This is a genomic window from Halorhodospira sp. M38, from assembly GCF_022227985.1.
Lineage (GTDB): Bacteria > Pseudomonadota > Gammaproteobacteria > Nitrococcales > Halorhodospiraceae > Halorhodospira > Halorhodospira halophila_A.
In genome coordinates this window covers 300,267-312,534 of sequence record NZ_JAJNQP010000001.1, presented here as the reverse complement: position 1 = coordinate 312,534, position 12,268 = coordinate 300,267, and the positions used below count along the sequence as shown (strand labels likewise).

Annotated in this window: 10 protein-coding genes; 5 read left to right on the top strand and 5 right to left on the bottom strand. The window is 68.0% G+C overall.

The genetic code is table 11. The features are described 5' to 3' along the window. Positions 1-2: 2 nt before the first annotated feature. Positions 3-443 carry a VOC family protein gene (locus LRA98_RS01435; protein ID WP_201167744.1) on the bottom strand — a complete coding sequence of 147 codons (441 nt, stop codon included), beginning with the start codon at positions 441-443 and terminating at the stop codon, positions 3-5. Positions 444-562: 119 nt separating this feature from the next. On the opposite strand from LRA98_RS01435, the gene LRA98_RS01430 reads away from it, so the two are divergent. The 5 genes from LRA98_RS01430 (at position 563) to LRA98_RS01410 (ending at position 9,246) form a co-directional block, all read left to right on the top strand. Then, a complete protein-coding gene (locus tag LRA98_RS01430; protein WP_370645259.1) occupies positions 563-2,383 on the top strand; it encodes an ABCB family ABC transporter ATP-binding protein/permease in 1,821 nt (606 codons plus the stop codon). Next, positions 2,380-3,228 (top strand): PHP domain-containing protein, encoded by an 849-nt coding sequence (locus LRA98_RS01425; protein ID WP_238632899.1) that lies wholly within the window; start codon positions 2,380-2,382, stop codon positions 3,226-3,228. The genes LRA98_RS01430 and LRA98_RS01425 overlap by 4 nt, the downstream gene beginning before the upstream one ends. 140 nt (positions 3,229-3,368) lie before the next feature. Beyond that, positions 3,369-5,003 (top strand): tetrathionate reductase family octaheme c-type cytochrome, encoded by a 1,635-nt coding sequence (locus LRA98_RS01420; RefSeq protein ID WP_238632896.1) that lies wholly within the window; start codon positions 3,369-3,371, stop codon positions 5,001-5,003. Next, positions 5,000-5,596 (top strand): cytochrome b/b6 domain-containing protein, encoded by a 597-nt coding sequence (locus LRA98_RS01415; protein ID WP_201167738.1) that lies wholly within the window; start codon positions 5,000-5,002, stop codon positions 5,594-5,596. The genes LRA98_RS01420 and LRA98_RS01415 overlap by 4 nt, the downstream gene beginning before the upstream one ends. An 80-nt stretch (positions 5,597-5,676) precedes the next feature. Then, the gene (locus LRA98_RS01410; RefSeq protein ID WP_238632894.1) at positions 5,677-9,246 is read left to right on the top strand and encodes a S41 family peptidase; all 3,570 of its coding nucleotides are present in this window, start codon (positions 5,677-5,679) and stop codon (positions 9,244-9,246) included. Between the two features lie 21 nt (positions 9,247-9,267). Here the strand turns inward: LRA98_RS01410 and LRA98_RS01405 are convergent, their stop codons facing one another. From LRA98_RS01405 to LRA98_RS01390, 4 genes are read right to left on the bottom strand one after another with little or no spacing between them, the layout of a single operon-like run. Further along, positions 9,268-9,525, bottom strand: a complete 258-nt coding sequence (locus LRA98_RS01405; RefSeq protein WP_238632892.1) for a hypothetical protein — start codon at positions 9,523-9,525, stop codon at positions 9,268-9,270. Beyond that, entirely contained in the window at positions 9,525-11,264 is a 1,740-nt protein-coding gene (locus LRA98_RS01400) for an Hsp70 family protein (protein ID WP_238632890.1), read from the bottom strand. Before LRA98_RS01400 ends, LRA98_RS01405 begins: the two co-directional genes overlap by 1 nt. Continuing rightward, positions 11,264-11,917, bottom strand: coding sequence for a nucleotide exchange factor GrpE (locus LRA98_RS01395; protein ID WP_201167734.1), 654 nt, complete (start codon positions 11,915-11,917; stop codon positions 11,264-11,266). Before LRA98_RS01395 ends, LRA98_RS01400 begins: the two co-directional genes overlap by 1 nt. Further along, a complete protein-coding gene (locus LRA98_RS01390; protein ID WP_238632888.1) occupies positions 11,917-12,258 on the bottom strand; it encodes a molecular chaperone DnaJ in 342 nt (113 codons plus the stop codon). Before LRA98_RS01390 ends, LRA98_RS01395 begins: the two co-directional genes overlap by 1 nt. Positions 12,259-12,268: the final 10 nt, after the last annotated feature.

Here is a 12,268-nt window from a genome sequence, read left to right as displayed (position 1 = left end):
GTTTACCAGGTTCCAGTGTTTTGCATCGAGGCCCAGGGTTCCTGCTCGGGCAGGGGGTCACCGGCCTGTAGCAGCTCGATGGAGATCCCGTCCGGGGAACGGATGAAGGCCATGTGGCCGTCCCGGGGCGGGCGGTTGATGGTGATGCCGGCGTCCAGTAGACGCTGGCAGGTGGCGTAGATGTCCTCGACCCGGTAGGCCAGATGCCCGAAGTTGCGACCGCCGGTGTAGGTCTCCGGGTCCCAGTTCCAGGTCAGTTCCAGCATGGGGGCCTTCTCGGCCCTGGCGCGCTCGACGTCGTCCGGGGCCGCCAGAAAGACCAGCGTGAAGCGGCCGCGCTCGCTCTCGCGGCGGCTGATCTCGATCAGGCCGAGCTTGTTGCAGTAGAAATCGAGGGAGGCCTCGAGGTCGCTAACCCGGACCATCGTGTGCAGGTACTGCATGGTACCGCGCCTCTTAAGCGCTTGCCGCTGACTGGTAACCGCGCAGTCTAACAGCTTCCCGAGGGCCCCCGATATGACCGCCGCCGCCGACTGGCGCCGGGCCCGGCCAAGCCAGTACCATGAGCGCATCAAGTCGGCCGGGGCCTCTTTTGCGCAAGTTTCGGAACAACAGTTACAGCGGAGGACGTCCCAACTGGCGGATCATCGCCAGTGTCCTGCCCTACCTGAACGAGTTCCGGAACCGGGCGCTGCTCGCCCTCGCCCTGCTGGTGCTGGCCAAGGTGGCGAACGTGCTGGTTCCGGTGGCGCTGAAGTTCCTCGTCGACCATTTGGACGAGGTTCGGGGCACCGCCGAGGCGGCGCTGTTCGTACCCCTGGCTCTCGTGCTCGGATACGGCCTGCTGCGCTTCGCGTCGACGCTGTTTCAGGAACTACGGGATGCCGTCTTCGCCCGGGTGGCCGAGCGGACCATGCGGAGAGCGGCGCTGCGCGTGTTCGAGCACCTGCATCGGCTCGACCTGGGGTTCCACCTGGCTCGACGGACCGGTGCCCTGGCCCGTGACATTGAGCGCGGCACCAGCGGCATGTCGTTCCTGCTGCGCACCCTGGTGTTCAACATCGGGCCCACCCTCCTCGAGGTAGCGCTGGTGGCGCTGATCCTGGCCATCGCCTTCGACTGGAGCTTCGTGCTCACGGTGATGCTGGCCGTGGCCCTCTACATCGCCTTCTCGCTGGCCGTGACCGAGTGGCGCACGCGTTTCGTGCGCGAGGCCAATGAGATGGACAACCAGTCGAACACCCGGGCCGTGGACAGCCTGCTCAATTACGAGACGGTCAAGTACTTCAACGCCGAACGTTACGAGGCGGAGCGCTACGATCGCGATCTGGCCGCCTGGGAGCAGGCACGCATCAAGCACCGGCTCTCGCTGGCCGCCCTTAACTCCGGTCAGGCCTTCATCGTGGCCGCGGCGATCACGGTGATGATGGGGATGGCCACCCTCCAGGTCCTGGAAGGGCGCATGAGCCTGGGCGATCTGACCATGATCAACGCCTACCTGCTGCAGCTCTTCATCCCCCTCAACAACCTGGGGTTCGTCTATCGGGAGATGCGCGAGTCGTTGATCAATATCGAGCGCATGTTCGGCCTCATGGACCAGCACCCGCAGGTGCCCGACCGGAGCGATGCAGTGCCCCTGGCCCCGGATGGCGGACGCATCCGCTTCGAAGGTGTACGTTTCGGCTATCAGCCGGACCGGCCCATCCTGCGCGGCGTCGATTTTACGGTGGAGCCGGGCCAGAAGGTGGCCCTGGTGGGACCCAGCGGGGCCGGCAAGTCGACCATCGCCCGGCTGCTGTTCCGCTTCTATGACGTCGATGACGGGCGGATCACGATCAATGGCCAGGATCTGCGCGACGTGACCCAGCACAGCCTGCGTGCCGCGATCGGGGTGGTGCCGCAGGATACCGTGTTGTTCAATGACACCATCCGCTACAACATTGCATATGGGCGCCCGGACGCCAGCGAGGCCGAGATCCACGAGGCTGTGCGCCGGGCGCATCTGGACGGGTTCATCAGCGAGTTGCCCGAGGGGCTGGATACCCTCGTCGGTGAGCGGGGCCTGAAGGTCTCGGGTGGCGAGAAGCAGCGCATCGCCATTGCCCGGGTGCTGCTCAAGGACCCGCCACTGCTGATCCTCGACGAGGCGACCTCGTCGCTGGATTCCGCCTCGGAGCGTGCCATCCTGACGACGCTGCAAGAGGTGGCCGCGCAGCGCACCACGCTGGCAATTGCCCATCGCCTGTCCACCATTCAGGACGCTGACCAGATCCTGCTGATCGATGGCGGCACGATCATCGAGGCGGGGACCCACCGTGAACTGCTCGACCGTGACGGCGCTTACGCCCGTCTGTGGCGCTATCAGGAGGGCGTGGCTCGATGAGCGCTTCGCACGATCTGCACTGCCATTCCACCGCCTCGGACGGGCACCTGACGCCGGCGGCGGTGGTCCATCGCGCGGCGGACCAGGGCGTGACCACCCTGGCGCTGACCGACCATGACACGGTGGCGGGCCTCGGCGACGCGCAGGCGGCGGCCTCGATTGCAGGGATCCGACTGATCGCCGGGCTGGAGCTGTCGGTGCTCTGGCAGGGCCGGACGTTCCACGTCGTGGGCCTCGGGGTCGATCCGGGAGAGCCCGGGCTGCAGGATGGTCTGGCGCGGATGCAGCGGGCCCGGCAGGAGCGCGGCGAGGCCATCGGCGAGCGCCTGGAACGTGCCGGACTCAGTGGCGCGCGGGAGGGCGCACGGGAGGCGGCCGGCACCGCGGAGATCACCCGGGCGCACTATGCGCGGTGGTTGGTCGAGAGCGGTAATGTGCGTGGCTACGAGGAGGCATTCAAGCGCTACCTGCGTCGTGGCCGGGTGGGCTATGTGCACGGCGATTGGGTGGCCATGGAGGAGGGGATCGAGTGGATTCGCCGGGCCGGGGGCATCGCGGTCCTCGCCCATCCGCTCGGCTACGATCTGACGGGGGCGTGGATCCGGCGGACGCTGGATGCTTTTACCGCGGCGGGGGGCGAAGCGATGGAGGTCGCCTGCGGAACCTCGCCCGAGCCGCGCCAGGTGCAGCAGCTCGGCGGATGGTGTCGGCGGTATGCGTTACTGGCCTCCAGCGGCTCGGATTTCCACGGTCCCGGTCATCCGAGCCGGGAGATCGGCGGTGCGCCGGCCCTGCCGGGCGATTTGCCCTCGGTGCTGGAGGCACTCCCCGAGCGGGGAGGGTGAACGACACCCTTGGCCCGGTCGGCTCCGAGGGTGGCAGGGCGGGCACCTCGCGCCATGGCTCGTCTTGCGGTATGGTCTATCCTTAAGCGGAAGGATAGGTGATCACAGTGATAGCTCGGTGTTGGCTGGCAGGTCTGTTGATGGTCCTGGCGGGCACGAGTTTCGCGGCGGGTGCCGAGGAGCTCGAGCCGCCGATCCCCGGTGAAGAGGCGCCGACGGAGCCGGGATCCACGGCCGACCATACGAAGTTCTCCCTGCTGGAGGGGCCGTTCGAGACCGGTCCCGAGGTGACCGAAGCGTGTCTGCAGTGCCACACCGAAGCGGCGAAGCAGGTCCACAGCAGTATCCACTGGACTTGGACCTACGAACAGCCTGAAACGGAGCAGACCCTCGGCAAGCGCTACGTGCTCAATAATCTGTGCATGGGGATCGCCGGCAGCTATGAGCGCTGCTCCTCGTGCCATGTCGGCTACGGCTGGGAGGACCGGCACTTCGACTTCACGGCCGAGGAGAAGGTCGACTGCCTGGTCTGCCATGACACCACCGGCGAGTATGTGAAATTCCCCACTGCGGCCGGCCATCCGCCCTACGAGGACACCGAATTCCGCGGCATCCTGTTCGAGGCGCCGGATCTCGCCCATGTGGCTCAGAACGTCGGAGACACCAGCCGTGCGACCTGCGGCAGCTGCCACTTTGAGGGTGGTGGTGGCAACGCCGTCAAGCACGGCGATCTCGACAGCTCACTACTTAACCCGCCGCGCTCGGTCGATGTGCACATGACGCCGGAGGGGGCGGACTTCAGCTGCTCGAACTGCCACGAGTTCACCGGCCACATCCAGAGCGGGAGTCGTTACCACCTGACGGTGCCCGACTACGACGACGCGCCGATTCCGGCTCGGCCACAGGACAAGCCCGCGTGCGTGGCCTGCCACGGCAGCGAGCCGCACGAGGGACGCATCCACGACAAGCTCAACGCCCACGGCGATTTCATCGCCTGTCAGACCTGTCACGTACCGGAGATTGCTCGCGGCGGTTATCCGACCAAGACCCTTTGGGACTGGTCGGAGGCCGGTCGGCTGGATGACGACGGCCAGCCTGTCGTCCAGAAGGACGACGAGGGGCGCGTGATCTACGACGGCATGAAGGGCGTGTTCGAGTGGAAGGAAGACTACCCGCCGGACTACCGCTGGTTCGACGGCAACATGGTCTACACCCTGCCGGACGATACCATCGACCCCGATGGCGAGGTCCCCGTCAACCGGCCTCAGGGGCGACCGGGCGAGGACGGCGCCAAGATCTGGCCGTTCAAGATCATGTACGGCAAGCAGCTCTACGATGCCGAGCATCATACGCTCCTGGTGCCGCAACTCTTCGGCAAGGAGGGCGATGATGACGCGTTCTGGCGCAGCTACGACTGGGACCGCGCCATCGAGGCCGGCATGGAGGAGGCGCGCGCCGTCGGTCAAACCGAGGTGGCCTACAGCGGTGCGTACGGCTTCGTCGAGACGCGGATGTACTGGCCGGTCAACCACATGGTCGCGCCGGCGGAGGAGAGTGTGGCCTGCGTCGATTGTCACAGCCGCGACGGCCGCATGGCCGGTTTGGAAGGGGTCTATGTCCCGGGCCAGGATCGCCACCCGCGGATTGAAGCGGTGGGCTGGGCGGCCGTCTGGCTGACCTTGTTCGCGGTGCTCGGCCACGGCGGCGTGCGCTACTATCTCTACCGTCGGGAGCGCCCCGACGGCCGATCGGGCGAGGAGGGGGAGGGCTCGTGACCCAGGTACGTATCTTCACCCGTTTCGAGATCTTCTGGCACTGGGCGCAGGCCGTTCTCATCTTCGGGCTGCTGCTCACGGGTCTGGAAATGCACGGCAGCTACTCGCTGCTCGGCTTCGGCGCCGCCTTCTCCACCCACATCGTGCTCGCCTGGGCACTGATCGGGCTGTGGGCCTTTGCCATCTTCTGGCACCTGACCACCGGGGAGTGGCGGCAGTACGTACCGACCGGCAGTGGTTTGGGCCGCACTGCGGGCTACTACGCTTACGGCATGTTCTCGGGTGAGGCGAAGCCCTTTGCCAAGTCGCCGTCGGCCAAGCACAACCCGCTGCAGCGGCTTGCCTATTTCGGGTTCAAGGCGGCGATCGCCCCGGCGCTGTGGATCTCCGGACTGCTGCTGCTTTTTTACAACTTCTGGAACGACACCCTCCTCGGGGCGCTCCTGCCCCTCGGGGCCGTTGCCGGCGTCCATCTCGCCGCGGCTTTTGCCATGATCGTCTTCCTGATCGGGCACATCTACATGGCTGCGACCACGGGCAACCCCTGGTACGAGTACCTGCGCGCCATGGCCACCGGCTATCACAGGGAATAGCCGTTGCCAGCCGCCCGGGCGCCCCCGCGGGTGGCTTGGGCGGTGTGGTGGGGCGACGCCGCGGATGGTAGCGTCAGGGCATGCGAAGCGTGATCCCACCCCTGGTTGTCGGGCTCGCAGCGATTCTCGGGCTGGCCCTGTCGTTGGCGGCCGGGGCCGGCGAGTCCGAGACCGACGTCGAGTTGCCGCGGTTCCCATCGATCAGCCCCGACGGCGAGCAACTGGTGTTCAGTTGGGGCGGCGACCTGTGGCGGGTCAGCGCCACCGGCGGGACCGCGACCCGGCTGACCGGCCATCGTCTCGACGATCTCCATTCCAGTTGGTCCGCCGACGGGCAGAAACTGGTATTCGCCTCCTTGCGTGACGGTTATCTCAATCTCTGGCGCATGCGACCAGACGGAACCGGGCTGCAGCAGGTTACCCACGGCGATCGCTTCCTGCGCAGCCCCGGGTTTGGTGTGGACCGCGACGGCAAACCGCTGATTACCTTCTCGGGGCAGCTGGAGGCCGACGTTTACCGCGACCAGCGCCCCTATGGCGTGGTGCCAGATGGCGGTGAGCCGCAGCGGCTGCACGACGCCTTCGGATCCGAACCGAGCGTCTCCCCGGATGGCCGCCACGTCGCGTTTACCCGGGGAGGGGCCTATCACGGCTGGAGTCGGCGGCACTACCGCGGTCCGGACGCCCGGGATCTATGGCTGTACGATCGTGACGAGGATGCCTTCGCTGCCCTGACCCGGCGCAGCGAGGGGGATGACGGGCGCGCAAAGTGGCTGGACGATCAGACGCTGGTCTTCCTCTCGGATCGGGAAGACGACACGGTGAATCTCTTCCGCATCGGCCTGGAGGGTGAGTCCGGCGGTGTCGAACGCCTGACCGACTTCGATGAGCGTGACGTGCAGGCGTTCGACGTGGCCCCGGAGGCGGGCCGGGCGGTGCTCCAGGTCTGGGACCGGCTCTACCTCCTCGATCTCGAGGCGGCGGATCCCGCTCCGGAGCCGGTCGCCCTGCGCGCTGGAGATCCGGGACATGACCGCTACGAGCTGCGTTCGGTGGGGCGCCAGGTCAGTGAGGCGGCGCTGAGCCCCGACGGCCAGGTAATGGCGTACATTGCCTACGGCCGGGTCTACATACGGCACATGGACGAGCATAGCCCCACGCGGCCCGTCACCCCGGACACCCACGCCCGTCACCAAGACCTGCGTTGGTCGCCGGACGGGTTGCGGCTTTACTTCACCCGGGATAGCGGGGACTCCGAGTCGATCTACACCGCTGGGGTGGCCCTGACCCGCGGCGAGGTCCGTCGGGGCTGGGTGAGCCCGGCAGAGGCTGATGCATCCGCGGGCGTGGAGCGGTCCCCCGAGGCCGGGGAGCGGCCCCCGGTGCAGGAGGGCAACGGCAACGGTGCGGCGTCTGATCCGGACGACCCGTTCGCGCCCACCGATCCGGTGGACCCGCCGCCAGAACCGGGCGATCCGCGCCTCGACCCCGGACCCACGGACCCGGTTTCGCCGCCGGAGCCCGACCCGGAGCCGGCCCCGGAGTCCGAGCCGTTATCCGCCTTGGAGGCCGATCCGGTGCCTCCGGCTGCGGATCCGGAGCGCTGGCACGACGCGCTGCAGTTCACCGTGCGACCGCTGGTTGAGACCGAGGCGAACGAGCGCGATGCGCGGCCATCCCCGGACGGGACACGGATCGCGTTTCGCCGGGGCCGTGGAGATCTCGTTGTCCAGGGCATCGACGGGAACGAAGCGCACACGCTGGTCGAAGGTTGGGATGCCACCATTGACTGGCGCTGGTCGCCGGACGGCCGGTACATCGCCTACGCGCAGAACGATCTGGACTTCAGCGCCAACATCTTCATCGTCCCTGCCGACGGCTCGGCGGACCCAATCAATATCACGCGCCACCCCCGCAACGACCTCAACCCGCGCTGGTCCGCCGACGGGCGCGTGCTGACGTTCGTATCAAACCGCAGCGGCGATAGCTACGACCTCTACCGGGTCTACCTGGATCCGGATCTGGCGCGTTACAGCCGCCTGGAGCTCGATCGCTACTATCGCCGCGGGCGCGAGGCGCAGCGGAAGCGTGAGCCGCTGCCGGTCCTGGCCGCCGGCAGCGTGGATGTTACGCGGGACGACACGGGTGCCGAGGATCCGCCGGAGTTTGATCTGCAGGGGGCGTGGCGGCGGGTCGAGCGGGTGAGCCGCGCGGCGGGCAACGAATACGCGAACCGGATGACCCCCGCCGGCGACCGCTACGTCTTCAACAGTGCCGGCGAGGGGCTGATGGTCATGAATTGGGACGGCAGCGAGCGCCGGCGCCTGGGGCCCGTGGCCAATATCCAGCACCTGAGCCTGCGCGGCGACCGGGTGGTGTACGTCGCCGGGGGGCGCGTCGGCGTGGTGCAGCTCTCCGGCGGTGAGCACCAGCGCCCCGACATCAGTGACCGGATCCGCATCGACCGCCAGGCCCAGGCCGTCCAGAAATTTCGCGAGGCGGCGCGCGTCATCGAGGAGGGTTTCTACCAGCCGGACCTCAAGGGGCTGGACTGGGGGGCGCTGGTGGCCGACTACGAGGCGCTGATCCGCCGGGCGCGGACGGCCAGCGAATTCAGTGACATCGCCAACCGCCTGATGGGGGAACTGGCTGCCTCGCATACCGGCGTGAGCAATCCGGGGCCCGGATCGGCGCTGCGCGAGCCCTCCGGTCGGTTGGGCATCCGCCACGAGCGCGTGGCCCTGGCCGATGGCCGTGCGGGGTACCGGGTGCGTTCGGTGATTCCGGACGCGCCCGCCGCCCACGGACCCATGCCCCTGCAGCGCGGCGATACCATCGTGGCTATTGACGGGCGGGACCTGGATCCGGACGAGACCCTTCTCCAGCGCCTGCGCGGCCGGGTCGGTGACGAGCTGCTCATCGCTTTCCGCCGCCCGGAGGCCGACGGTGACGGCAGTCGGCTGCTGCACACGTTGGTGACCCCGGTCGACTATCCGGCGCTAGCGGAGCTGCGCTACGACGCCTTTCGGGAGGAGCGTCGCCGGCTCGTCGAGGATCGTTCCGAGGGCCGGCTCGGGTACATTCACATCCAGGCCATGAACCAGGCCTCCCTGGAGGCCTTTCAGGGGAGCCTGTACGCGGCGGCCGACGGAAAAGAGGGGCTCGTAATCGATGTGCGCAACAACGGTGGTGGGCACACCACGGACCGGATCCTGACCTCGATCATGGCGGCGGAGCACGCCTACACCGTGCCCGCAGGAGCCGATCCGGGGCGCACCGGACACTACCCGCAGGACCGCCTGGACGCCCCCCGCTACACGCTGCCGATCAACATGGTTGCCAATCAGAAGAGCTATTCCAACGCCGAGATCCTGGCGCACGCCTTCAACACCCTGGAGCGGGGGACCCTGGTCGGTGAGCAGACCTACGGCGGCGTGATCTCTACGGGGCGGCACACCCTGATCGATGGCGCTACGGTGCGGCGCCCCTTCCGCGGCTGGTACCTGCCGGACGGCACCGATATGGAGCACCACGGCGCCGAGCCGGAGATCCGGGTCCGTCAGCGCCCGGAGGATGAGGTGGCGGGGCGTGATCGCCAGCTCAAGGCGGCGGTGGACGACATGCTCGAGCGGCTCGGCGACCGCGAGTGAGTCCGGCGTACGCCCGTGGACTCAGTCGGAACCGGTAGCGCGGGAGCGCAGGAAACCGATCAGCTGCACGGCCAGGGGATCGGGCTGCAGAGTGCGGGCGCGCTGCAGCGCCTGCTCCGCCGCGCTCGGCTCGCCGGCGGCCAGCCGCCGGACCGCCTCCTGCAGCCACTGCTCGGCGGCCCGCTCGGTGCGGCGCAGCAGGGCCAGCTCCATGCCGCAGCGCCGGCAGTGCTCCGTGTGCTCCTCGGTCCGGGCGCGGCAGTTGGGGCAGCGGTTCATTAGGACTCCAGGTAGAACACCAGGTCGGAGAGGGCCTCGCGGGCCTGCTCGATGGCGGCCGCGTCCTCCTGCTCGAGCGCGTCGCGCAGCTGCTCGATGGCGTCGACAAGGTCCTCGCGATCCTCGGGGTTGGCCTGATCCAAGAGTCGTTCCGCCCGCTCGATCAACTCCGCGGTCCGGTTCCCGGGCGAATCCGCCACGGCCTGCCGGCCGGGTGACTCGGCGTCGCTGTCGATCAGGTCCTGGACCCGCTCGCGGGCCGCACCCATCTCCTCGCGCTCAAAGCGGGCCGTGGCGCTGTCGATGGTGATCTCCTTGCGCTTGCCGGTGAGTTTCTCGACCGAGGAGACGTGGAGGATGCCATTTACGTCCAGGGAGAAGGTGGTGATGATCACGTTACCGGCGGGCACATCGCTGAGTCCCTCGATGCGGAACGAGCCGATCTGGGTGTTGTTGAGCGCATCCGGGTCCTCGCCCTGGAAGACCCGGACGTCGATGGCCTCCTGCCCGTCGTACGAGGTGAAGAAGGCCTCGCTGCGGGTGACCGGGATGGGTGTGTTCTTGCGGATCACCGGGATGAAGCAGTAGGGATAGCGCTCGCCGTTGAGTTCGGCGATGGCGCTGGTGCCGAACGTGTACGGCGTAACGTCGACGAGCATGCTCGCCACCTGCTCCCCGGCGATCACCGCGCCTTGGATCGCCGCGCCCATCGCCACGCACAGATCCGGGTCGATCTCTCCGCGCGGCTGAACGCCGAGCAACTCCTCCAGGCGCTGCTGGATCCGCGGGGTGCGGGTGGTGCCGCCGACAAGCACGATCTCATCGAGGTCGTTCACCGCCAGTTCGGCGTCCTCGAGGGCGATGCGCACTGCCTCCAGGGTCTCGTCGAGCAGCGGTTCGATCATCTCTTCGTAATCGGCCCGGGTTAGGTCCACCGACAGGTTGATCGGGCCCTGCCGGCCCTCCAGCAGGTAGGCCTCCTCGATGCGGGCGATCGGCGTACCGGAGAGGTCCATCTTGGCGGCTTCGGCGGCGTGGCGGAGCCGGGCCATGGCGCGCGGATCGTCGGCCGGGTCGACCCCGTGGTCGTCCTTCACGTGGGCACGCAGCTGATCGACGATCAGGGCGTCGAAATCGTCGCCGCCGAGGTGGTTGTTGCCGTGGCTGGCGAGGACCTCCACCACGTCCTGCTCCATGCGCACGACGGAAACGTCGAAGGTGCCGCCGCCCAGGTCGTAGACAAGGATGTGGCGCCGTTCGGGCTGATCCCCTTCGTAGGCGAGCGCTGCGGCGGTAGGCTCGTTGATGATGCGCACCACGTCCAGTCCGGCCAGCGTGCCAGCGTCGCGGGTGGCCTGGCGCTGGGCGTCGGAGAAGTAAGCCGGCACCGTGATGACGGCCTTGCGGACCGGTTCGCCCAGTTGCACCTCGGCCGCCTGTTTGAGCCGGGCCAGGATCACCGCGGAGATCTCCTGGGGCGTGTAGCTGCGATCCCCCAGCGGGATCTTGATGTCTTCGCCCATGCGCCGCTTGATCGAGCGCACGGTCCGCTCCGGGTGCAGGGCCAGCTGGTTGCGGGCCGCCTGGCCGACAAGCAGGGCGCCGTGCTCGTCGAGCCCGACGGCGGAGGGCATCAGGTAGGCATCCTCGACCTCGATGAGCTGCACGCGGCCATTGCGGGCCACGGCAACCTCGGAATTCGTCGTGCCTAGGTCGATGCCGATGATGATGTCATTCACTACGTGCTGTCCCTCTTGTTGACGATAACCTCGGCGGTCCGCAGGACCCGGTCGCCGCGCAGGAAGCCTTGGCGGACCTCGCGCAGGACCACGCCGTGATCGGTTTCCGGCTCGGTGGCGGTGTCGACCGCGTGCATGGTTTGCGGGTCGAAGGGCTTTCGCACGGTCTCCTGGACCTGTACGCCGCGGCGCGCCAGGATCTCATCCAGGTGGCGCAGGTTCATCTCCATGCCCTGGGCCATGCGGCCCAGGTAGCGCCGCGCCCCACCGAGCCGGGCCAGCCAGCCGGGCCGGTGGCTCGTGACTTGGCGGTGCCCGGCGGCGAGACGGTCGCGCAGGTCGATCAGTTCCTGGAGGAGGGCGTGTTCGGCGTCGTCGTGGGCCAGATCGGCGCGGCGGCGCTCCCGCTCCAGGTGTTCCTGCAGCTGCCGGTTCTGCTGACGCAGTGTCTCACAGTCCTCGCTGAGCTGATCCAGTGCGGTTTTGTACTGGCGTGACTCCAGGCGAACGTCGTTCTTGAGCGCTGCCATCTCGGTGAGCAGGGTATGGAGGTCCGGCGCCGGGGCCGTCTGCTCCGGCTGCGGTGCTTCCGCACTGCGCTCGAGATAGTCGCGGAAGCGATCGACCAGGGCTTCGCGCTCACTGCTGTCCATCACCGCTTGGCCCTTGGCCCCAGTACCGCACGGAAGGTCTCCTCATCGGGGCGTCCCGGCGCCTCGGTGGGCGCGGCCCGATCGAGGAGATCGATTGCCGTAGCCGGCCGGGTATCGAACAGCTCCTGGGCCAGGCGCAGCCGCTCGGTCCGGATGGCCTGGTACGCCTGGCGCAGGGCCTCGAAGCGTCGGGCGTCGCGCTCCGGCGGACAGGCTCGGACCGCGGCCAGATACGCCGCGTGGATGGCCGCGTCATCGGCGTCGCGCTCGACGCCCAGACAGAGGTATGGGTCCGCGTGTTCGAGATCGGGCCTTGGCATCGGGTTCAGGGTCTTATCCATAGACGGTGCT

Excerpts from the sequence above, each read along its gene's own strand:
- LRA98_RS01410 (WP_238632894.1), top strand. The coding sequence starts at position 5,677 with ATGCGAAGCGTGATCCCACCCCTGGTTGTCGGGCTCGCAGCGATTCTC.
- LRA98_RS01390 (WP_238632888.1), bottom strand. The coding sequence starts at position 12,258 with ATGGATAAGACCCTGAACCCGATGCCAAGGCCCGATCTCGAACACGCG.
- LRA98_RS01395 (WP_201167734.1), bottom strand. The coding sequence starts at position 11,917 with ATGGACAGCAGTGAGCGCGAAGCCCTGGTCGATCGCTTCCGCGACTAT.
- LRA98_RS01420 (WP_238632896.1), top strand. The coding sequence starts at position 3,369 with ATGGTCCTGGCGGGCACGAGTTTCGCGGCGGGTGCCGAGGAGCTCGAG.
- LRA98_RS01425 (WP_238632899.1), top strand. The coding sequence starts at position 2,380 with ATGAGCGCTTCGCACGATCTGCACTGCCATTCCACCGCCTCGGACGGG.
- LRA98_RS01405 (WP_238632892.1), bottom strand. The coding sequence starts at position 9,525 with ATGAACCGCTGCCCCAACTGCCGCGCCCGGACCGAGGAGCACACGGAG.
- LRA98_RS01435 (WP_201167744.1), bottom strand. The coding sequence starts at position 443 with ATGCAGTACCTGCACACGATGGTCCGGGTTAGCGACCTCGAGGCCTCC.
- LRA98_RS01430 (WP_370645259.1), top strand. The coding sequence starts at position 563 with ATGAGCGCATCAAGTCGGCCGGGGCCTCTTTTGCGCAAGTTTCGGAAC.